This window comes from Pseudomonas sp. FG13 (assembly GCF_057809755.1).
The window spans coordinates 65,647-85,829 of record NZ_JBMDKO010000002.1; the positions used below are offsets into that span (position 1 = coordinate 65,647).

Below are 20,183 nucleotides of genomic sequence, written 5' to 3' on the forward strand. Positions count from 1 at the left end.
TTGATGCCGTATGAATAAAGAGAACATTTGCCTGGGAGGAGCGGCTTATTAAACCGCTTTTTGCCAAGGGCCCCTCATTGGGTGTGCGCCTGCTGGTGCTGGCCGTGCTATCGGTTGCGCTGATGGTGGTCGACGCCCGCTTCACACTGCTCAAGCCAGTGCGCAGCCAGATGTCGCTGGTCCTGATGGAATCCTATTGGATCACCGACCTGCCGCAACGGCTGTGGCAAGGTGTGGCCAGCCAGTTTGGCAGCCGGACCGAGCTGGTCGCCGAAAACGAAAAACTCAAGACCGAGAACCTGCTGCTGCAGGGGCGCCTGCAGAAACTGGCGGCCCTCACCGAGCAGAACGTGCGGCTGCGCGAGTTGCTCAATTCCTCTGCGCTGGTCAACGAAAAGGTCGAGGTGGCCGAGTTGATCGGCATGGACCCCAACCCGTTTACCCACCGGATCGTCATCAATAAGGGTGAGCGCGACGGTGTGGTCCTCGGCCAGCCGGTGCTCGACGCCCGCGGCCTGATGGGCCAGGTGGTGGAGTTGATGCCCTACACGTCTCGCGTGCTGCTGTTGACCGATACCACCCACAGCATCCCCGTGCAGGTCAACCGCAACGGCTTGCGGGCGATTGCCAGCGGCACCGGCAACCCGGAACGCCTGGAGCTGCGGCACGTGGCCGACACCGCCGATATCAAGGAAGGCGACCTGCTGGTCAGCTCCGGCCTCGGCCAGCGCTTCCCGGCCGGCTACCCGGTGGCGACGGTCAAGGAAGTGATCCATGACTCCGGCCAGCCATTCGCCATTGTCCGTGCGGTACCGACCGCTGCGTTGAACCGCAGCCGTTACCTGCTTCTGGTGTTCAGCGACAACCGCACACCTGAGGAGCGCGCCAACGACGCTGCCGCGGCCCAGGAAGCCCAGGACCGGCAGGGCGGTGAAGCGGCTGTCCCCGGCGCTGGCGCACCCGTGCCGGCCGCAACGCCGAATCCACCCGTGTCCACACCGGCTACGCCAGCTCCGGCAACCACGCCGGCTGCTGCGCCGACCACTACGCCTGCCAGGTCGGTTGCGCCTGCCGCGCCCGCCGCGACACCGGCCAAGCCCGCAGCGCGTGCACCGACCACTCATGCACCAGCGGCCCAACCGGCGCGCCCCGCCGCCAGAGCGCCCGCCGCCACGCCCGCCACCAGGGGAGCACGAGAAGAATGAGCAGTACCCACTCAGGTAACGGCTGGATAGTCTGGTTGACCTTCGCTCTCGGCCTGTTGCTCAGCGTTTCGCCGCTGCCGCAATTCATGGAAATCCTTCGCCCGTTGTGGCTGGCCTTGCTGCTGGCCTTCTGGGCGCTGGCGCTGCCACACAAGGTCGGCATGGTCACCGCCTGGTGCCTGGGGCTGGCTGAAGACGTGCTCTACGGGACGCTGCTGGGGCAGAACGCGTTGATCCTGACCTTGATTACTTTCCTGGTGCTGTCGTTGCAACAGCGCCTGCGGATGTTCCCGATGTGGCAACAGTGCCTGGTGATCCTGGTGATCTTCGGCCTGGCGCAATTGGTACAGCTATGGCTCAGCGCACTGACCGGCAATCGCCAACCAACCCTGGCACTGGTGCTGCCAGCCTTGGTCAGTGCTTTGCTATGGCCTTGGGTCAGCTTCGGTTTGCGTGGCCTGCGCCTGCGTTTCAAAATCAACTGATTCGCTAGGCTCTGTACGAAAGGTCTTGAGACGAAGGTCAGGCAAGGCGAAAACAGCCGAGGATACATGAGCATTCCGAGGCTGTTTTCAACGCAGCATGAACGAGTATCAAGGCTTTCCGTATAGAGCCTAGGGCTCAAGCGGGAGATGCATTGATGAAACCGCTTTACCTCGCCTCAGGCTCGCCGCGTCGGCGTGAACTGCTCACGCAGATCGGTGTGTCCTTTACCGCCATCAGCGCGGACATTGACGAAACTCCTCTGGATCACGAAACCCCGTCGGCCTATGTCGAGCGTCTGGCGCGCGGCAAGGCCGAGGCCGGGCGGCGGGCCTTGCCGATCGACGACGGTGGTTGCGTGTTGGGCGCCGACACGGCGGTGGTGCTCGACGGGCAGATTCTTGGCAAACCATTGGATCAGGACGGTTCGCGCTCGATGCTGCTGAGCCTGTCTGGTCGCGACCATGAAGTGCTGACCGCTATTGCCGTGCTGGACGGCCAGCGCTGCGAATCCCGGGTGGTTCGCAGTCGGGTGCGTTTTCGCCCTATCACCGAGGAGGAAGCAGCGGCCTACTGGGCCAGTGGTGAACCCCGGGACAAGGCCGGTGGCTATGGCATCCAGGGATTGGGGGCGGTGTTCGTCGCCGGGCTCGAGGGCAGCTATTCTGCGGTGGTTGGCTTGCCGCTGTGCGAAACCGCGCAACTGTTGGGCCATTTCGGCATACCCTGTTGGCAAACCTTGAACGTGCGTTGAACGCCGTCTGACCAGATGCAGCCATTATCGTGAAAATGCCTGAACGAGACCCTGCCATGAGTGAAGAGATCCTGATCAACATCACGCCGATGGAATCGCGCGTGGCGGTGGTTGAAAACGGTGTGCTGCAAGAGGTTCATGTCGAGCGCACGCAAAAGCGTGGCATTGTCGGCAACATCTACAAAGGCAAGGTGGTACGGGTGTTGCCGGGCATGCAGGCAGCGTTCGTCGATATCGGCCTGGATCGCGCGGCATTCATCCATGCCTCGGAGATTTCCATGCGCGAGGGACCTGCCGTGGAGAGCATCGGCGCGCTGGTCCATGAAGGCCAGAGCCTGGTGGTGCAGGTCACCAAGGACCCCATCGGCTCCAAGGGCGCGCGCCTGACCACGCAACTGTCCATTCCGTCGCGCTACCTGGTGTACATGCCACGCACCGCCCATGTCGGCATTTCCCTGAAGATCGAAGACGAGGCCGAGCGCGAGCGGCTCAAGCAGGTGGTCAGCGATTGCGTGGAGAAAGAAGGGATCAAGGAAGCCGGTGGCTTCATCCTGCGCACCGCGGCCGAAGGTGCCGGCGCCGATGAGATTCTCATGGACATCCGTTACCTGCGCAGGCTCTGGGATCAGATCGCCGCGCAGATCAAGACCATTGCCACGCCCAGCGTGATCTACGAAGACCTGGGCCTGGCGCTGCGCACGCTGCGGGACCTGGTCAGCCCCAAGATCGAGAAAATCCGCATCGACTCCCGGGAAACCTTCCAGAAGACCACCCAGTTCGTGGCCGAGTTGATGCCGGAAATCGCCGACCGCCTCGAGCATTATCCCGGCGAACGGCCGATTTTCGACCTGTACGGTGTCGAGGACGAAATCCAGAAAGCCCTGGAGCGCAAGGTGCCGCTCAAGTCCGGCGGTTACCTGGTGGTCGATCCGGCCGAGGCCATGAGCACCATCGACGTCAATACCGGCGCGTTCGTCGGCCATCGCAACCTCGAAGAAACCATCTTCAAGACCAACCTGGAAGCCGCCACGGCGATCGCTCGCCAACTGCGCCTGCGCAACCTGGGCGGGATCATCATCATCGACTTCATCGACATGGAGGACGAAGAGCACCAGCGCCAGGTGCTGAGGACCCTGGAAAAACAACTCGAGCGCGATCACGCCAAGACCAACATCATCGGCATCACCGAGTTGGGCCTGGTGCAGATGACCCGCAAACGCACCCGCGAAAGCCTTGAGCAGGTGCTGTGCGAGCCGTGCAGCGCCTGCCAGGGCCGGGGCAAGCTCAAGACCCCGGAAACCGTGTGTTACGAAATCTTCAGGGAAATTCTTCGGGAAGCGCGCGCCTACCAGGCCACCGGTTATAGAGTGTTGGCGAACCAGAAAGTGGTGGACCGCCTGCTCGATGAGGAGTCGGGTAATGTCGCGGAGCTGGAAGCCTTTATCGGACGTACGATTCGCTTCCAGGTGGAAACCATGTACTCCCAGGAACAATACGACGTTGTGCTGCTCTGAAATGGCTCCTGAAGCGGTGGTCTCGCCGATTTGAATATCTTTGCCTGGGGAGTCCACTGACATGGAGCGTTTGACCCGCATTCTGGCCGCACTGACCCGCTGGGGCTTGGGTCTGTGCGCGCTGCTGCTGGTGCTGCTGGCGCTGTATGTCAGCCTCGGACGAGAACTGGCGCCGCTGGTTGCCGAATATCGCACCGAAGTCGAGAACCGGGCCACCGAAGCGCTGGGCCTGCCGTTTCACCTTGGCAGCCTGGAGGGCAGGTGGAGCGGCCTGGCGCCGATTCTGCTGGCTCGCGACGTGATGATCGGCGAAGGGGCCAATGCCATGCACCTGGATGAGGTGCGTGCCGTGCCCGATCTGTGGGGCAGCCTGCTGGCCCGCCAGGTGCGCATTGCCCACCTGACGCTCGGCGGCCTGAAAATCAGCCTCAAGGAAGGCGCCGACGGCAAATGGGCGCTGGAAGGCCTGCCGGTCAAGGACGATCAGCCGTTCGACCCGCAGCAATTGTTTGATCGCATGCAGGTGGTATCGAGGCTCTCGATCCTGGACAGCCAGGTGACCTTGCAGCCGCTGGACCAGGCGCCACTGAGCCTGACCTATGTCGGCCTGAGTCTCAGGACCGGCGTCAGCCGCCAGCGCCTGGATGCGCGCCTGACCCTGCCCGACGGGCAACCGGTGGCAATCAACCTGCGTACCCGCATTCGCGCCGCCGACTGGAAGAACGGCCAGGCCGATGCCTATCTGAGCCTGCCGCAGAGCGACTGGTCGAAATGGCTGCCGAAGCGCCTGACTCGGGAATGGAATTTCTCCCAGGTCAAGGCCGGCGGCGAGTTCTGGCTGAGTTGGGGCAACGGCATGCTGCAAAGCGCCGCCGTGCGCCTGAATGCGCCGGACATCACCGGCGCCTACGCAGACCGCAAGCCGGTACAGATCCGCAACCTGGCGCTCAACGGGTATTTCCAGCGCGAAAGCGAGGGGATCACCGCGACGTTCGACTCCCTGGCGATGAGCCTGGGTGAAACCCGCTGGGAGTCGCGCCTGCAATTGCAGCAGAGCGTTGCCACCGAGAAGACTGAAGAACGCTGGCATTTGCAGGCCGATCGCCTCGACCTGACCCCGCTTACACCGCTGCTCAACGCCTTGGCGCCTTTGCCCGCAGGCGTGGCAACGGCCATCGACCGTCTCAGGTTCACGGGTGCCCTGCGCAATGCGTGGGTGGATTACCGGCCGCAGAATAGCGGCGACCAGAAGGTCAGCTTCGCCACGAACCTGGATACGGTGGGCTTCGATGCCTATCACGGCGCCCCGGCGGCGCGGAACGTCTCGGGCAGCCTCAGCGGCGACCTCGGTGGCGGCGAGCTGCGCATGGACAGCAAGGATTTTTCCCTGCACCTGGACCCGATCTTCGCCAAGCCCTGGCAATACCTGCAAGCCAATGCGCGACTGACCTGGAAGCTCGACCAGCAAGGTTTCACCCTGATTGCGCCGTACTTGAAGGTACTGGGGGAGGAGGGCCGAATTGCCGGCGATTTCCTGATCCGCCTGCATTTCGACCACAGCCAGGAAGACTACATGGACCTGCGGGTCGGCCTGGTGGATGGCGATGGCCGCTACACTGCCAAGTATTTGCCGGCGGTGCTGAGCCCGGCCCTGGATGAGTGGTTGCGCACGGCTATCGTCAAGGGCGCTGTGGATGAAGGTTTTTTCCAGTACCAGGGGTCGCTGAACCACGGTGCCGAGGATGCTGCCCGCAGCATCAGCCTGTTCTTCAAGGTGCATGACGCCGAGCTGGCCTTCCAGCCAGGCTGGCCTTCGGTCGCCAAGGTCAGTGGCGACGTCTTCGTCGAAGACAGCGGTGTGCGCATCTTCGCCAGTCAGGGGCAGTTGCTGGACACCCAGGTCAAAGACGTGGCGGTGAACATTCCCCATGTCCCCAGCGGGCAGCCTTCCCACCTGCTGCTGGAGGGTGGGTTCGCCGGGGGATTGGGGGACGGGCTGAAAATCCTGCAGACGGCACCGATCGGTACGGCCGAGACGTTCGCCGGCTGGGAAGGCGAAGGCGGCCTGCAAGGTTCTGTGAAACTCGATATCCCATTGGCCAAGGGGGATCCACCGAAGATCCTGGTGGACTTCAGCACCGCCGACGCCCGGCTCAAACTCAGCGACCCGGTGTTGGAGTTGACCCAGCTCAAGGGCGAATTCCGCTTCGACAGCAGCAAGGGGTTGAGTGGCAAGAACATCGCGGCCCGGGCGTTCGATCGACCTTTGACCGCGCAGATCTTTGCCGATGGCCGTGCCGGTGCGCTCAATACCCGGGTGGTTGCGTCCGGACGGCTGGAGGTCAAGAAACTCACCGACTGGTTGAACGTTACCCAGCCATTGCCCGTTTCCGGGGTCATTCCGTACCAGTTGCAGGTGATTCTCGACGGGGCCGACAGCCAGTTATCGGTCAGCTCCAACCTCAAGGGCGTGGCGGTTGACCTGCCGGCGCCTTTCGGCATGACGGCCGAGACCGGTCGCGACACCGTGTTCCGCATGACATTGCAGGGGCCGGAGCGACGTTACTGGGTCAATTACGGCGACCTCGCCAACTTCACGTATGCAGCGCCGGGCGGGAAGCCGGCCGACGGTCGCGGTGAGCTGTTGCTGGGCGGCGGCGATGCGGTCTTGCCTGGGGCCAAAGGGTTGCGACTGCGTGGGACGTTGTCGGAACTGGATGTCGGGCCGTGGCAGGACCTGATGAACAAATATGCCGGGCAGGACCCGAGCGGCAGCGCCAAGCAATTGCTCAGTGGCGTCGACCTGAAGGTGGGCAAGCTCACGGCCATGGGGACGACCCTGGACCAGGCATCGGTGCAGTTGGACCGCAAGCCGGACGCCTGGGCCTTGCGGCTCGACAGCCAGCAGGCCAAGGGCGGCGCCAGCCTGCCGGATGCGAAGACCGCTCCGATCGGGATCAAGCTTGACTATGTTCGCCTGCCGGCCGCGGACCCGACGGTGCAGGCCGATGAAAACGCGCCGGACCCCTTGGCATCGGTGGACCCCACACGGATCCCGGCGATGGATATCGCGATCGACCAGTTGTTCCAGGGACCGGATCTGATCGGAGCCTGGTCGTTGAAGGTGCGTCCGACCAGCAAAGGCATCGCGTTGAACAATCTGGACATGGGCCTCAAGGGCATGCTGCTGCAAGGCAGTGGTGGCTGGGAAGGCGTGCCCGGTTCCACCCGCAGCTGGTACAAGGGGCGTATCGGCGGCAAGAACCTGGCCGATGTGCTCAAGGGCTGGGGATTCGCCCCAAGCGTGACCAGCCAGGAATTCCACATGGACGTCGATGGCAACTGGCCCGGCTCACCGGCGTGGGTCGCGACCAAGCGCTTTTCCGGCAGTCTCGACGCTTCGCTGAGCAAAGGCCAGTTCGTCGAGGTCGAGGGCAGCGCCCAGGCGTTGCGGGTGTTCGGCCTGTTGAACTTCAACTCCATCGGCCGGCGGCTGCGCCTGGACTTCTCCGACCTGTTCGGCAAAGGCTTGAGCTACGATCGGGTCAAGGGGCTGCTGGTGGCAAGCAATGGTGTCTATGTGACCCGTGAGCCCATTACCCTGACGGGGCCTTCGAGCAACCTGGAACTCAACGGGACATTGGACATGGTGGCCGACCGGGTCGATGCCAAGCTGCAGGTGACATTGCCGGTGACCAATAACCTGCCGATTGCCGCGCTGATTGTCGGCGCGCCAGCGGTAGGCGGCGCGCTGTTTCTGATCGACAAGTTGATCGGCGACCGCGTGGCGCGTTTTGCCAGCGTAAGATATGACGTCAAGGGACCCTGGAAAGAGCCGAAGATCACCTTCGACAAGCCGTTCTGATGGACAACGCCAATCCCTCTGTGGGAGCGAGCCTGTGGGAGCAAAGCTTGCTCGCGATGAACGATGACGCGGGTTTACGGTTGGACCGAGTCGTTCGTATCGCGAGCAAGCTTTGCTCCCACAGCCCTCACGGCAAGGATAAGGACAGGAGGAAAGCACCATGCCAGTCGCAGTGATTCAAATGGTCAGCCAAAGCGATGTACTCGCCAACCTGGCGCGTGCCCGTGTGCTGCTGGAGCAGGCCGCCGCTGGCGGTGCGCGGCTGGCGGTGCTGCCGGAAAATTTCGCGGCGATGGGGCGACGGGACGTGGCCGACAGCGGTCGTGCCGAAGCCTTTGGTCAGGGACCGATCCTGCCCTGGTTGAAACAGGTCGCCCGTGACCTCAGGTTATGGATAGTGGCTGGCACCTTGCCTCTGCCGCCGGTGGACCGGCCCGAGGCCAAGGCCCATGCCTGCTCGCTGCTGGTGGACGATCAGGGCCAGATCGTGGCGCGGTACGACAAGCTGCACCTGTTCGACGTTGATGTGGCCGACAATCGTGGGCGCTACCGCGAGTCTGATGACTATGCTTATGGCGGCAACGTGGTGGTCGCCGATACGCCGGTGGGCAGGGTGGGCCTGACGGTCTGCTACGACTTGCGTTTTCCGGAGCTGTACAGCGAGCTGCGGGCTGCCGGCGCCGAATTGATCACGGCACCCTCGGCGTTCACCGCCGTCACCGGTGCGGCTCATTGGGAGGTGCTGATTCGCGCCCGAGCCATCGAAACCCAGTGCTATGTGCTGGCGGCCGCCCAAGGGGGCGTGCATCCCGGGCCTCGGGAGACCTTTGGCCATGCGGCCATTGTCGACCCTTGGGGGCGAGTGCTGGCGCAACAGGATCAAGGCGAAGCCGTGCTGCTGGCCGAGCGTGACAGCAGCGAACAGGCGTCCATCCGGGCGCGCATGCCGGTGGCCGGCCATCGGCGCTTTTTCTCGCAGGGCGCTCGACAGCGACCTGTCCAAGACGACGAATTCAAGGCGTAAAACATATGAGCGGGTTGTTGTCCTCAGTCAGTGAACACCTTCTAGCCCCCGGCGGCGTGACCCTCGAAAGCCTGCAAGGCGTGCTGGGCGACCTGGCCGGGCCGGGTATCGATGCGGCCGACCTGTATTTCCAGGGCCAGATCTCCGAGTCCTGGTCGCTGGAAGACGGCATCGTCAAGGAAGGCAGTTTCAACCTTGACCAGGGCGTGGGCGTGCGTGCCCAGTCCGGCGAGAAAACCGGATTTGCCTACAGCAATGCCATTACCCTCGAAGCCCTGGGGGCTGCGGCCCGTGCGGCGCGTTCGATTTCCCGGGCCGGGCAGAATGGCACGGTCCAGGCCTTCAGCAGCCAGGACGTCGCGCAGTTGTATGCGCCGGATAATCCGCTGGAGGTCATGAGCCGGGCCGAGAAGGTCGAACTGCTCAAGCGCATCGATGTCGCGACCCGGGCCCTCGACCCGCGCATCCAGCAGGTGTCGGTGAGCATGGCCGGCGTCTGGGAGCGCATCCTGGTGGCGTCCACCGACGGCGGTCTGGCGGCGGATGTGCGGCCGCTGGTACGTTTCAATGTCAGTGTGATCGTCGAGCAGAACGGTCGCCGCGAGCGCGGTGGGCATGGAGGCGGTGGGCGCACCGACTATCGCTATTTCCTCAGCGAAGACCGCGCCATGGGCTACGCCCGGGAGGCCCTGCGCCAGGCGCTGGTCAACCTGGAAGCCATTCCTGCGCCGGCTGGCACTTTGCCGGTGGTGCTGGGGTCCGGTTGGTCCGGTGTACTGCTGCACGAAGCGGTGGGGCATGGCCTGGAGGGCGATTTCAACCGCAAGGGCAGTTCAGCCTATAGCGGGCGCATGGGCGAAATGGTCGCTTCGAAACTCTGCACCATTGTCGACGATGGCACTTTGGCTGGGCGGCGCGGCTCGCTGAGCGTCGACGACGAGGGCACCCCGACCGAGTGCACCACGCTGATCGAGAATGGCGTCCTCAAAGGCTACATGCAGGACAAGCTCAACGCCCGGTTGATGGGCGTGGCCCGCACCGGCAACGGCCGCCGTGAGTCTTATGCGCACCTGCCGATGCCACGCATGACCAACACCTACATGCTGGGTGGTCAAAGCGATCCGGCGGAAATCATCGCGTCGGTGAAAAAAGGCATCTACTGCGCCAATCTCGGCGGCGGCCAGGTGGACATCACCAGCGGCAAATTCGTGTTCTCCACCAGCGAGGCCTACCTGATCGAGGACGGCAAGATCACCGCGCCGGTCAAGGGCGCGACGCTGATCGGTAACGGACCGGAGGCCATGAGCAAGGTGTCGATGGTCGGCAACGATCTGGCGCTGGACAGCGGTGTAGGGACGTGCGGCAAGGACGGGCAGTCGGTGCCGGTGGGTGTCGGTCAGCCGACCCTGAAGATCGATGCGATTACCGTGGGTGGCACGGGCGCATGACAGGAGCAGCGGGTGGAGTACGAGCCTCCACCCGCGGACGTCACTCAGCGCAGGCCGCGTTGAGTCTCGTCCAGCTCACGGATGTACTTGAAGATTTTACGGCTCGAAGCCGGTGGCTTGTTCTGCGCCACTTCGTGCTGGGCCTGACGGATCAGGGAGCGCAACTGCTGGCGATCGGCCTCCGGGTAGTCGACGACGAATTTTTCCAGGGTGCCGTCGTCGCCTGCGATCAAGCGATCGCGCCAGCGTTCCAGGTTATGGAAGCGTTCGTTGTACTGCCGGGTGGAGGCGTCGAGTTGATCGAGCAGCACCAGGATGGCGTCAGTGTCCTGATCGCGCATCAGTTTGCCGATGAATTGCAGGTGCCGTTTACGCGCGATGTTCGCGGTGTGCTTGGGCGCATCGGCCAGGGCCCGGCGCAAGGCGTCGGTCAGGGGCAGTTTGGCCAGCAAGTCCGGCTTGAGTGTTGTCAGGCGCTCGCCGAGGTCAACCAGAGCATGCAGCTCGCGTTTGACCTGGGATTTGCTTTTTTCACCCTCGTAGAGGGAGTCGTCGTAAGAATCAACCATGGGGGCAGTCCGCAAAGAAACGCCGCCATGATAACCAGTCGGGGGCCGCTTGTCCGGCCCGGTCGCTCGAAGGCCTTACCGAAAGCAGAATTTGAGTGGAGAAAGCCATGAGTGCAGTTCAGAGCGTCGGCCCGCAGGCATTGCCGGCACTGCAGGAGCAGGTCGAGCAGATCCTTGCCGAAGCCAAGCGACAGGGCGCCAGCGCCTGTGAGGTGGCGGTGTCCCTGGAGCAGGGCCTGTCGACGTCGGTACGCCAGCGTGAGGTGGAAACCGTCGAGTTCAATCGCGACCAGGGTTTTGGCATCACCTTGTACGTCGGCCAGCGCAAGGGCTCGGCCAGCACATCGGCCAGCGGCCCGGACGCCATTCGCGAAACCGTCGCCGCGGCACTGGCGATTGCCCAGCACACCTCCGAAGACGAAGCCTCGGGCTTGGCCGATGCGGCCCTGATGTGCAAGGAAGCGCGGGATTTCGATCTGTTCCACGCCTGGGACATCACTCCCGAGCAGGCCATCGAGCAGGCGTTGCGCTGTGAAGCGGCAGCATTCGATACCGATCCGCGGATCAAGAACGCCGACGGCACGACGCTCAATACCCACCAGGGCTGCCGGGTGTATGGCAACAGCCACGGTTTCATCGGCGGCTACGCCTCGACCCGTCACAGCCTCAGCTGCGTGATGATTGCCGAAGCCAATGGCCAGATGCAGCGTGATTACTGGTACGACGTGAACCGCCAGGGCAATCTGCTGATGGACCCGCTGGTGATCGGCCAGAAAGCCGCGCAACGGGCGGCCAGTCGCCTGGGCGCACGACCGGTGCCGACCTGTGAAGTGCCGGTGCTTTTTGCTGCCGAGCTGGCCGGCGGATTGTTCGGCAGCTTCCTGTCGGCAGTGTCCGGCGGCAACCTGTATCGCAAGTCCTCGTTCCTCGAAGGCGCCCTGGGCCAGAAACTGTTCCCGGAATGGATGACCATCGACGAACGCCCGCACCTGATGCAAGCCATGGGCAGTTCGGCTTTCGACGGTGATGGCCTGGCCACGTATGCCAAGCCGTTCGTGGAGAGGGGGGAGCTGGTGTCCTACATCCTCGGCACGTATTCGGGCCGTAAACTTGGCATGCCGAGCACCGCCAATGCCGGCGGCGTGCACAACCTGTTCGTGACCCATGGCGAAGAGGACCAGGCGGCCTTGCTGCGGCGGATGGGAAGAGGGTTGCTGGTGACCGAGCTGATGGGTCATGGCCTGAACATGGTGACCGGCGATTACTCCCGGGGTGCGGCCGGCTTCTGGGTCGAAAATGGCGAAATTCAATTCCCGGTTCAGGAAGTGACCATTGCCGGCAACATGCGCGACATGTTCAAGCAGATCGTGGCGGTGGGGAATGATCTGGAGCTGCGCAGCAACATCCGCACCGGTTCGGTGTTGATCGAGCGGATGACCGTAGCGGGCAGCTGATCTGTAATCGCAATAAAGATGGCGCGTCATCCTAGCGGGTGACGCGCCTTTTTTGTGTCCGCTTGGCCCTGTTTCGATTCAGGACATGGACACCCTGTGGCGAGGGGATTTATCCCCGCTGGGGTGCGAAGCGCCCCCAAAAAAGGTCCATGCAATCAACCCAAGACACCGCGAGAGTAGGTTTTGGGGCTGCTTCGCATCCCAGCGGGGATAAATCCCCTCGCCACAATGGCGCTCTCCTGTGCTTGTGTTGAATCTCATTATCATCTAATAATGAATCTCATTACCTGATTGAGCCCCGGTCATGAGTTCTGCCTTGCACGAGCAACCCTACCTTGAAAGCTGGCGCTGGATGAGTCGCCGGATCCGTTGTGCCATGAGCCCGGACGAGCCGCGGCTGATCGAGCAATACCTGGCCGAGGGCCGCTATCTGGCCCGCTGCACCGCGACTTCGCCGTGGATGATTTGCGAAACGGCCTTTCGCCTGTTGCTCGACACCGCCTCGGACGTCGCGCTGCCCTGGCATTGGCGCACGCTCTGCCTCGACCAGGCCTGGCGCCCATTGCGTGACCTCGAACGCCAATCACTGTGTCGCTGCCGCCTCACACGCTGGCAGCGCCATGCCTGGGCGCTGGCGACCTGCGTCCTGGAACCCTCGATTTGTCTCAATGAACCGGTACAAGGATTTCCCGATGAGTAACACCCGTATCGAACGCGACAGCATGGGCGAGCTTCACGTCCCGGTAGATGCCCTTTATGGCGCCCAGACCCAGCGTGCCGTGGAGAACTTTCCCATCAGTGGCCAACGCATGCCGACGCAGTTCATCCGTGCGCTGATCCTGGCCAAGGCAGCCGCGGCCCAGGCCAACGTGGAGCTGGAACAGATCAGCGTGGCCCAAGGCAAAGCCATCGTCGATGCGGCCCAGGGGCTGCTCGAAGGGCAGTTCATGGATCATTTCCCGGTGGATATTTTCCAGACCGGCTCTGGCACCAGCTCCAACATGAACGCCAACGAAGTGATCGCCACCCTCGCCAGCCGCTTGCTGGGGGAGACGATCAACCCGAACGACCACGTCAACTGCGGCCAGAGCAGCAATGACATCATTCCTACCTGCATTCACGTCAGTGCCGCGCTGGCCCTGCATGAACAGCTGCTGCCGGCGTTGAGGCACCTGGTGCAGGTGATCGAGCACAAGGCCGTGGAGGTTCATCCGTTCATCAAGACCGGTCGTACCCACTTGATGGATGCCATGCCGGTCCGTATGAGCCAGGTGCTCGAGGGGTGGGCGCAGCAGTTGAAAGCCAACCTCGATCATTTGCAGGACTTGCTGCCAAGCCTGCAATCCCTGGCCCAGGGCGGTACGGCAGTCGGCACCGGGGTCAATGCGCACCCGCGATTCGCCGAGCTGTTCAGTCAGCAACTGACCCGGCTGACCCATGTGCAGTTCACCCCAGGCAAGAACCTGTTCGCGCTGATCGGTTCCCAGGACACCGCTGTGGCGGTTTCCGGGCAGCTCAAGACCACCGCGGTGTCGTTGATGAAAATCGCCAACGACCTGCGCTGGATGAATTCCGGACCGCTGGCCGGCCTGGGCGAGATCGAGCTTGAGGGCTTGCAGCCAGGCTCCTCGATCATGCCCGGCAAGGTCAACCCGGTGATTCCCGAGGCCACCGCGATGGTCGCGACCCAGGTGATCGGCAATGACACGGTGATCACCGTGGCCGGTCAATCGGGCAATTTCGAATTGAACGTGATGCTGCCGATCATCGCCCAGAACCTGCTGAGCAGCATTGCCTTGATGTCCAGTGTCAGCCGGCTGCTGGCGGACAAGGCCATCGCCACGTTCAAGGTCAACGAGGCCGGGCTCAAGCAGGCGCTGTCACGCAACCCGATCCTGGTTACTGCATTGAACCCGATCATCGGTTACCAGAAAGCCGCTGAAATCGCCAAGAAGGCCTATCAGCAAGGCCGTCCAGTCATCGATGTCGCCTTGGAACACACCGACCTGTCGCGCAGCGAACTGGAGGTCCTGCTGGATCCCGAGAAGCTCACCGCCGGTGGGGTGTAGTGCCGACACCTGCGTGGAGGATTCATCATGGAGCACTGGAAACGCACGACCGAAAGGGCCAATCGTCATTTCATCCTGGGCGAGCTGGTGGACGCCCGCGAGGCCTACCTGCAAGCCCTGGCCCTGGCACAGGTGTTGTTCGAACGCTGGGCTGATGCCGATGAAGCCGTGGCTGCCTGCGTTGTGTCCCATCACAACCTGGCGGATCTGCACCTGCGGCTGAACCAGCCGGAGGAAAGCGCCGAATACCTGTGCGCCATCCACCAACGGCTGCTGCAGACCCTGCAGGACGAGCGCATGCCTTCGGCCTTGCGTGCCGCCGCGATGCGCCAGAGCCACAAGACCTATGTCGAACTGCTGGGTTTCATCAGTGAACACGGCGAGTACCCACGCACCCAACGGCTGCTCCGCAGCAACGACACGTCATGCCTGCACCGCGATATCCCCCTTCATCATGGAGTTCATTGAAAATGGCTTTTACCTTGCCCGCGCTGCCCTACGCCTACGCTGCCCTGGAACCGCATATCGATGCGCAAACCATGGAAATCCATTACACAAAACACCATCAGACCTATATCAATAACCTCAACGCGGCCGTGGAGGGCACCGAGTACGCCCAATGGCCCATCGAAAAGCTGGTGGCCAGCGTGGAGCAATTGCCACAGGACTTGCGGGCCGCGGTGATCAACCAGGGAGGCGGCCATGCCAATCATTCCTTGTTCTGGGACGTGATGTCCCCTGAGGGGGGAGGGCAGCCTGATGGTGCGCTTGCCGCGGCGATCGAGGCGCAACTGGGCGGCCTGGAGCGGTTCAAGGAAGCGTTCACCAAGGCGGCGTTGAGCCGTTTCGGCAGCGGCTGGGCCTGGTTGAGCGTAACCCCGCAAAAGCGGCTGGTGGTGGAGAGCAGCGCTAACCAGGACAGCCCGCTGATGGCCGGTCATACACCCATCCTCGGTCTGGATGTGTGGGAACACGCCTATTACCTGCGGTACCAGAACCGCCGGCCGGAATACATCAACGCGTTTTACAACGTGGTCAACTGGCCTGCAGTCGCCCGGCGTTACCAGGCTGCGCTTGCCTGAGCTGTTCATCAAACAATCCAAGGCTGACTATGGACACTGAAACTCTGGCGCCGAGGAGCGGGCGGATGTTCCGCTACGCCTTGGGGTCGCTATTACTGTTGGCCGGGATGACATTGCTGGCGGCCGAAGGCCTGGCGTGGCTGGGCCTTGAGCCAAGACTGCTGCGTGCATTGCAAGGCGGTGGGCTTTGCGCCTTGGGAACGGCTTTGGGGGCTGTACCGGTGCTGGTCATCCGGCGAATGCCTCAGGCCGTGAGCGATTCGCTGCTGGGTTTCGGCGCGGGAGTGATGCTGGCCGCTACGGCGTTTTCGCTGATCGTGCCGGGTATCGCTGCGGCCGAGCAATTGGGACTTACGCCCTGGCTGGCCAGCGGCCTGGTCAGTTTCGGCATCTTGGCCGGTGCATTTGGCTTGTACCTGGTGGAGCGAAAGGTGTCCGCCCGTCCTGAACAGCTGGTTGGTGCACCCGGGCATCCGGTCATTGCGCCGCGGATCTGGTTGTTCGTGTTTGCCATCGTGGCCCACAACGTTCCGGAAGGAATGGCCGTCGGCGTGTCGGCGGGCGGTGGCATGCCCGATGCCGACAGCCTGGCGATGGGCATCGCCTTGCAGGATGTACCTGAGGGGCTGGTCATTGCTCTGGTACTGGCCGCGGCCGGAATGTCCAGGTTCAAGGCATTCCTGATCGGCGCGGCCTCGGGACTGGTGGAACCCCTGTTCGCGCTATTGTGCGCATGGCTGGTGAGCCTGGCCGGGATGTTGCTGCCGCTGGGCCTGGCACTGGCGGCCGGGGCCATGTTGCTGGTGGTGACCCACGAGGTCATTCCCGAAGCCCGCCGCAACGGTCACGAGAAGCTGGCGAGCCTGGGATTGCTGATGGGGTTCTGTCTGATGATGGTGATGGATACCGCGCTGGCGTGACAGGGAGAATCTGTGATCTATTTGTGGCGAGGGGATTTATCCCCGCTGGGCTGCGAAGCAGCCCCAAAAAGAGCTTAGTCGACCTGATGCTCGGCGGTGACAGATATCAGGGCTGCTTCGCAGCCCAGCGGGGATAAATCCCCTCGCCACAGGGGGTTATTCGCCTTCGTCGAAGTAGCGGTTAATCAGGTCCACCAGGGCGTCCATTGCCTCCTGCGCTTGTTCACCTTGGGTTTCCAGATAGATCGTGGTGCCCTTGCCCGCTGCAAGCATCATCATGGCCATGATGCTTTTGCCGTCGATCGTGGATTCAGGCGTCCGACCGACGCGGATGGTCGTTTCCTTGAACTGGCCAGCCACGCCGACAAACTTGGCTGAAGCCCGGGCGTGCAAGCCCAGCTTGTTGATGATTTCAATTTCCTGAGCAGGCATCGCGATGTGAATCCTTTAGCTGAGGTCGCGGTGGCGAACCTGGACGTTCTTCAGGGATTGTTGCAGGAGCTGGCCCAGGCGTTCAGTCAGGTAGACGGAGCGGTGATGACCGCCGGTACAGCCGATGGCAATCGTGACATAGGCTCGGTTGCTTGCGGCAAACCGGGGCAGCCATTTAAGCAGGTAGCCGGAGATGTCCTGGAACATTTCCTCGACATCCGGTTGGGCCGCCAGGTAGTCGATCACCGGTTGGTCGAGCCCGGATTGCTCGCGCAGCTCCGGTTTCCAATAAGGGTTGGGCAGGCAACGCACATCGAACACCAGATCGGCGTCTACCGGCATGCCACGCTTGAAACCGAACGACTCCACCAGGAACGCCGTGCCTGGCTCCGGCTGGTTCAGTAGGCGCAACTTGATGGTGTCGCGTAACTGATACAGGTTCAGGTTCGTGGTGTCGACCTTCAGGTCCGCCAGGTCGGCGATCGGTCCAAGCAACTGGCTTTCGTCTTCAATGGCTTCGGCCAGCGAGCGGTTGGCATTGCTCAGCGGATGGCGTCGCCGGGTCTCGGAAAAGCGCTTGAGCAGGGTTTCGTCATCGGCATCCAGGTACAGCACATCGCACTGGATATGCCGGTTGCGCACTTCCTCGAGCAGTTCGGGGAAACGCGACAGGTGGCTCGGCAGGTTGCGTGCGTCGACGGAAACCGCCACCAGCGGTTGCGCCAGCTCGGTGTGGATCAGCGCCCGTTCGGCCAGCTCCGGCAGCAGGCCGGCTGGAAGGTTGTCGATGCAATAGTAGCCGCTGTCCTCAAGCACGTTGAGCGCCGTGCTTTTACCGGAGCCGGAGCGACCGCTGACGATGATCAGGCGCATGATTAATGACCGTTCTGCTCGTCCAGGACTACCTGATACAAGGCTTGGTTGCTCGGTGCGCTACGCAGTTTTTCGCGCACTTCCTTGCGGTCCAGCATGCTGGCGATCTGGCGCAGCAGCTCAAGATGCGCATCGGTCGCCGCTTCCGGAACCAGCAATACGAACAGCAGGTCGACCGGTGCGCCGTCGATGGCGTCGAAATCAATGGCGGCTTCAAGGTGCAGCAGTGCGCTGATGGGCGTGATGCATCCCTTGAGGCGGCAGTGGGGAATGGCGATGCCGTTGCCAAAACCGGTGGAACCGAGTTTTTCACGGGCAACCAGGGCCTCGAAGACGTCCTGCATTTCCAGATCCGGCACTTCGCGGTGGATCAGGTTGGCAATTTGTTCGAGGGCTTTCTTTTTACTGCCGCCCGGCGCGTTCACCATGGAACGGCCGGGGGTCAGGATGGTTTCTAGTCGGATCATGGATTGGGGGGATTAACGACCGGTAGCGCCCTGGAGGAGGCTTTGGGTCTTTTCCTTATGCTTTTTGAGTTGGCGATCCAGCTTGTCGGTCAGCAGGTCAATCGCGGCATACATGTCTGTGTGCTCCGCATTGGCAACCACCTCTCCGCCGGGAATATGCAACGTGGCTTCGATTTTCTGCAGCAGCTTCTCGACGTTCATCGTGACCTGCACATTGGTGATCTTGTCGAAATGCCTTTCCAATCGGTCGAGTTTTTCGCCGATGTAGGTACGCAGGGGTTCGGTCACTTCCAGTTGGTGTCCACTGATGTTGACTTGCATACAGCTTCTCCTTCGTTGCCAGTGCATAAAGCGGCAGGCAGAAATGCCTGCCACTGGAACGCTGTGGCGTGGCCTGTTACATCAACCGCTTGCGTTCGCTCGAAGGCGCGATCCCGAGGGATTCGCGATACTTGGCGACGGTACGGCGGGCCACCTGAATGCCTTGTGCCTCCAGTAAACCAGCGATCTTGCTGTCACTCAACGGCTTTTTCTGATTTTCCGCAGCCACCAGTTTCTTGATGATCGCGCGGATGGCTGTGGACGAGCATTCGCCGCCTTCGGAGGTGCTGACGTGGCTTGAGAAAAAATATTTCAATTCGTAGATACCCCGTGGGGTATGCATGAATTTCTGCGTGGTCACCCGGGAAATTGTCGATTCGTGCATGCCCACCGCCTCGGCGATGTCGTGCAGGACCAACGGCTTCATCGCTTCGTCGCCGTAGTCCAGGAAGCCGCGTTGATGCTCGACGATCTGGGTTGCAACCTTCATCAGGGTTTCGTTGCGGCTCTGCAGGCTCTTGATGAACCAGCGGGCTTCCTGCAACTGGTTGCGCATGAAGGTGTTGTCGGCGCTGGTATCGGCGCGTCTTACAAAGCCAGCGTACTGGGCGTTGACCCGTAGCTTGGGGACCGATTCCTGGTTCAGCTCCACCAGCCAGCGATCGTTGTGCTTGCGCACGATCACATCGGGAACCACGTATTCGGGCTCGGTGGCCTCGATCTGTGAGCCCGGGCGTGGGTTGAGGCTCTGGACCAGTTCGATCACCTGGCGCAGCTCATCTTCCTTGAGCTTCATGCGCCGCATCAGCTGGCTGTAGTCGCGGCCGCCCAGCAGGTCGATATAGTCGGTGACCAGTCGCTTGGCCTCGGCCAGCCACGGCGTCTTGGCGGGCAGCTGGCGCAGTTGCAGCAGCAGGCACTCACCCAGGTTGCGGGCGCCGATGCCGGCCGGTTCGAATTGTTGGATCCGATGCAGGACGGCTTCGATCTCGTCCAGCTCGATGTCCAGCTCCGGATCGAAAGCTTCGAGAATTTCTTCGAGGGTCTCGTCCAGGTAGCCCTGATTGTTGATGCAGTCGATCAGGGTCACGGCGATCAGGCGATCGGTGTCGGACATCGGCGCCAGGTTCAGTTGCCACAGCAGGTGGCTTTGCAGGCTTTCGCCGGCAGAGGTGCGGGTGGTGAAGTCCCACTCGTCATCATCGCTGCTTGGCAGGCTGCTGGCGCTGGTCTGGTAGACGTCCTCCCAGGCCGTGTCCACGGGCAGGTCGTTGGGGATGCGTTCGTTCCACTCGCCATCCTCGAGGTTATCCACCGTCGGGGCGGCTTCCTCCTGGTAGGACGGCTCCTGGATCTCGGTATTGGATTTTTGCTCGACGTTGTCGGCCAGCGGATCAGTGTTGTCGAAGTCGTCGCCTTCTTCCTGGCGTTCGAGCATCGGATTGGATTCCAGGGCCTCCTGGATTTCCTGTTGCAGGTCCAGGGTCGACAATTGGAGCAGGCGGATGGCCTGTTGCAGCTGCGGTGTCATCGTCAGCTGCTGGCCCATTCTCAAGACTAGCGATGGTTTCATGGCAGGGGCTTAACACCTTATTCGCCGGCGCACATGCGCCATCCACTACAAGGGCGCCGAAGCGCCAAACCTTAAGCAAATTATATGCCTGAAACTGAAGTGTTTGCCTAGAGGGAGTACTCAATTAGTT

19 protein-coding genes are annotated in these 20,183 nt (G+C 62.3%); 13 read left to right on the forward strand and 6 right to left on the reverse strand.

The genetic code is table 11. From position 1 onward, the window contains the following. Positions 1–47: 47 nt before the first annotated feature. From mreC to tldD, 7 genes are all read left to right on the forward strand, one after another. Positions 48–1,205, forward strand: a complete 1,158-nt coding sequence (mreC, locus tag ACODTO_RS02805) for a rod shape-determining protein MreC (RefSeq protein ID WP_139645752.1) — start codon at positions 48–50, stop codon at positions 1,203–1,205. Next, on the forward strand, positions 1,202–1,690 hold the full coding sequence (mreD, locus tag ACODTO_RS02810; RefSeq protein ID WP_041024434.1) for a rod shape-determining protein MreD: 489 nt from the start codon (positions 1,202–1,204) through the stop codon (positions 1,688–1,690). The genes mreC and mreD overlap by 4 nt, the downstream gene beginning before the upstream one ends. Positions 1,691–1,845: 155 nt before the next feature. Further along, a complete protein-coding gene (locus ACODTO_RS02815) occupies positions 1,846–2,442 on the forward strand; it encodes a Maf family protein (protein WP_139645754.1) in 597 nt (198 codons plus the stop codon). A gap of 56 nt (positions 2,443–2,498) precedes the next feature. Further along, complete coding sequence (gene rng, locus ACODTO_RS02820) at positions 2,499–3,956, forward strand: ribonuclease G (RefSeq protein WP_041024433.1); 1,458 nt, start codon at positions 2,499–2,501, stop codon at positions 3,954–3,956. A 61-nt stretch (positions 3,957–4,017) separates the two neighbouring features. Beyond that, the gene (locus ACODTO_RS02825) at positions 4,018–7,821 is read left to right on the forward strand and encodes a YhdP family protein (RefSeq protein WP_489105937.1); all 3,804 of its coding nucleotides are present in this window, start codon (positions 4,018–4,020) and stop codon (positions 7,819–7,821) included. 160 nt (positions 7,822–7,981) lie between these two features. Next, the gene (locus tag ACODTO_RS02830; protein WP_489105938.1) at positions 7,982–8,845 is read left to right on the forward strand and encodes a carbon-nitrogen hydrolase family protein; all 864 of its coding nucleotides are present in this window, start codon (positions 7,982–7,984) and stop codon (positions 8,843–8,845) included. A 5-nt stretch (positions 8,846–8,850) separates the two neighbouring features. Next, positions 8,851–10,293: a metalloprotease TldD gene (gene tldD / locus ACODTO_RS02835; protein WP_003197828.1), complete on the forward strand. Its 1,443-nt coding sequence runs from the start codon at positions 8,851–8,853 to the stop codon at positions 10,291–10,293. Positions 10,294–10,337: 44 nt separating this feature from the next. On the opposite strand, the gene yjgA is transcribed toward tldD, so the two are convergent. Further along, positions 10,338–10,862, reverse strand: a complete 525-nt coding sequence (gene yjgA / locus ACODTO_RS02840; protein WP_041020876.1) for a ribosome biogenesis factor YjgA — start codon at positions 10,860–10,862, stop codon at positions 10,338–10,340. Between the two features lie 107 nt (positions 10,863–10,969). Between yjgA and pmbA the strand changes: the two genes are divergently transcribed. The 6 genes from pmbA to ACODTO_RS02870 all read left to right on the forward strand — a co-directional run bounded on the left by pmbA (position 10,970) and on the right by ACODTO_RS02870 (position 16,387). After that, positions 10,970–12,316, forward strand: a complete 1,347-nt coding sequence (gene pmbA, locus ACODTO_RS02845; RefSeq protein ID WP_139645759.1) for a metalloprotease PmbA — start codon at positions 10,970–10,972, stop codon at positions 12,314–12,316. A 304-nt stretch (positions 12,317–12,620) separates the two neighbouring features. Beyond that, positions 12,621–13,016 (forward strand): FagA protein, encoded by a 396-nt coding sequence (locus tag ACODTO_RS02850; RefSeq protein ID WP_139645762.1) that lies wholly within the window; start codon positions 12,621–12,623, stop codon positions 13,014–13,016. Further along, complete coding sequence (locus tag ACODTO_RS02855; RefSeq protein WP_489105939.1) at positions 13,009–14,385, forward strand: class II fumarate hydratase; 1,377 nt, start codon at positions 13,009–13,011, stop codon at positions 14,383–14,385. The genes ACODTO_RS02850 and ACODTO_RS02855 overlap by 8 nt, the downstream gene beginning before the upstream one ends. A 27-nt stretch (positions 14,386–14,412) precedes the next feature. Further along, a complete protein-coding gene (locus ACODTO_RS02860) occupies positions 14,413–14,853 on the forward strand; it encodes a DUF2753 family protein (protein WP_139645766.1) in 441 nt (146 codons plus the stop codon). 2 nt (positions 14,854–14,855) lie between these two features. Next, positions 14,856–15,467: a superoxide dismutase gene (locus tag ACODTO_RS02865; RefSeq protein ID WP_139645768.1), complete on the forward strand. Its 612-nt coding sequence runs from the start codon at positions 14,856–14,858 to the stop codon at positions 15,465–15,467. A gap of 29 nt (positions 15,468–15,496) precedes the next feature. Further along, the gene (locus ACODTO_RS02870) at positions 15,497–16,387 is read left to right on the forward strand and encodes a ZIP family metal transporter (protein ID WP_489105940.1); all 891 of its coding nucleotides are present in this window, start codon (positions 15,497–15,499) and stop codon (positions 16,385–16,387) included. 156 nt (positions 16,388–16,543) lie between these two features. Here the strand turns inward: ACODTO_RS02870 and ACODTO_RS02875 are convergent, their stop codons facing one another. The 5 genes from ACODTO_RS02875 to ACODTO_RS02895 all read right to left on the reverse strand — a co-directional run bounded on the left by ACODTO_RS02875 (position 16,544) and on the right by ACODTO_RS02895 (position 20,053). Continuing rightward, positions 16,544–16,819 carry an HPr family phosphocarrier protein gene (locus ACODTO_RS02875; RefSeq protein WP_139645772.1) on the reverse strand — a complete coding sequence of 92 codons (276 nt, stop codon included), beginning with the start codon at positions 16,817–16,819 and terminating at the stop codon, positions 16,544–16,546. Positions 16,820–16,834: 15 nt separating this feature from the next. Then, positions 16,835–17,692, reverse strand: coding sequence for an RNase adapter RapZ (gene rapZ / locus ACODTO_RS02880; protein WP_139645774.1), 858 nt, complete (start codon positions 17,690–17,692; stop codon positions 16,835–16,837). A 2-nt stretch (positions 17,693–17,694) separates the two neighbouring features. Further along, complete coding sequence (ptsN, locus tag ACODTO_RS02885) at positions 17,695–18,159, reverse strand: PTS IIA-like nitrogen regulatory protein PtsN (RefSeq protein ID WP_024777484.1); 465 nt, start codon at positions 18,157–18,159, stop codon at positions 17,695–17,697. 12 nt (positions 18,160–18,171) lie between these two features. Then, the gene (gene hpf / locus ACODTO_RS02890) at positions 18,172–18,480 is read right to left on the reverse strand and encodes a ribosome hibernation-promoting factor, HPF/YfiA family (RefSeq protein WP_003178005.1); all 309 of its coding nucleotides are present in this window, start codon (positions 18,478–18,480) and stop codon (positions 18,172–18,174) included. Between the two features lie 76 nt (positions 18,481–18,556). Beyond that, positions 18,557–20,053, reverse strand: coding sequence for an RNA polymerase factor sigma-54 (locus ACODTO_RS02895; protein WP_139645776.1), 1,497 nt, complete (start codon positions 20,051–20,053; stop codon positions 18,557–18,559). Positions 20,054–20,183: the final 130 nt, after the last annotated feature.

Bases quoted from the DNA above. Each gene is read 5' to 3' on its own strand.
- mreD (WP_041024434.1), top strand. From the start codon at position 1,202: ATGAGCAGTACCCACTCAGGTAACGGCTGGATAGTCTGGTTGACCTTC.
- ACODTO_RS02815 (WP_139645754.1), top strand. From the start codon at position 1,846: ATGAAACCGCTTTACCTCGCCTCAGGCTCGCCGCGTCGGCGTGAACTG.
- rng (WP_041024433.1), top strand. From the start codon at position 2,499: ATGAGTGAAGAGATCCTGATCAACATCACGCCGATGGAATCGCGCGTG.
- ACODTO_RS02825 (WP_489105937.1), top strand. From the start codon at position 4,018: ATGGAGCGTTTGACCCGCATTCTGGCCGCACTGACCCGCTGGGGCTTG.
- ACODTO_RS02830 (WP_489105938.1), top strand. From the start codon at position 7,982: ATGCCAGTCGCAGTGATTCAAATGGTCAGCCAAAGCGATGTACTCGCC.
- tldD (WP_003197828.1), top strand. From the start codon at position 8,851: ATGAGCGGGTTGTTGTCCTCAGTCAGTGAACACCTTCTAGCCCCCGGC.
- yjgA (WP_041020876.1), bottom strand. From the start codon at position 10,862: ATGGTTGATTCTTACGACGACTCCCTCTACGAGGGTGAAAAAAGCAAA.
- pmbA (WP_139645759.1), top strand. From the start codon at position 10,970: ATGAGTGCAGTTCAGAGCGTCGGCCCGCAGGCATTGCCGGCACTGCAG.
- ACODTO_RS02850 (WP_139645762.1), top strand. From the start codon at position 12,621: ATGAGTTCTGCCTTGCACGAGCAACCCTACCTTGAAAGCTGGCGCTGG.
- ACODTO_RS02855 (WP_489105939.1), top strand. From the start codon at position 13,009: ATGAGTAACACCCGTATCGAACGCGACAGCATGGGCGAGCTTCACGTC.
- ACODTO_RS02860 (WP_139645766.1), top strand. From the start codon at position 14,413: ATGGAGCACTGGAAACGCACGACCGAAAGGGCCAATCGTCATTTCATC.
- ACODTO_RS02865 (WP_139645768.1), top strand. From the start codon at position 14,856: ATGGCTTTTACCTTGCCCGCGCTGCCCTACGCCTACGCTGCCCTGGAA.
- ACODTO_RS02870 (WP_489105940.1), top strand. From the start codon at position 15,497: ATGGACACTGAAACTCTGGCGCCGAGGAGCGGGCGGATGTTCCGCTAC.
- ACODTO_RS02875 (WP_139645772.1), bottom strand. From the start codon at position 16,819: ATGCCTGCTCAGGAAATTGAAATCATCAACAAGCTGGGCTTGCACGCC.
- rapZ (WP_139645774.1), bottom strand. From the start codon at position 17,692: ATGCGCCTGATCATCGTCAGCGGTCGCTCCGGCTCCGGTAAAAGCACG.
- ptsN (WP_024777484.1), bottom strand. From the start codon at position 18,159: ATGATCCGACTAGAAACCATCCTGACCCCCGGCCGTTCCATGGTGAAC.
- hpf (WP_003178005.1), bottom strand. From the start codon at position 18,480: ATGCAAGTCAACATCAGTGGACACCAACTGGAAGTGACCGAACCCCTG.
- ACODTO_RS02895 (WP_139645776.1), bottom strand. From the start codon at position 20,053: ATGAAACCATCGCTAGTCTTGAGAATGGGCCAGCAGCTGACGATGACA.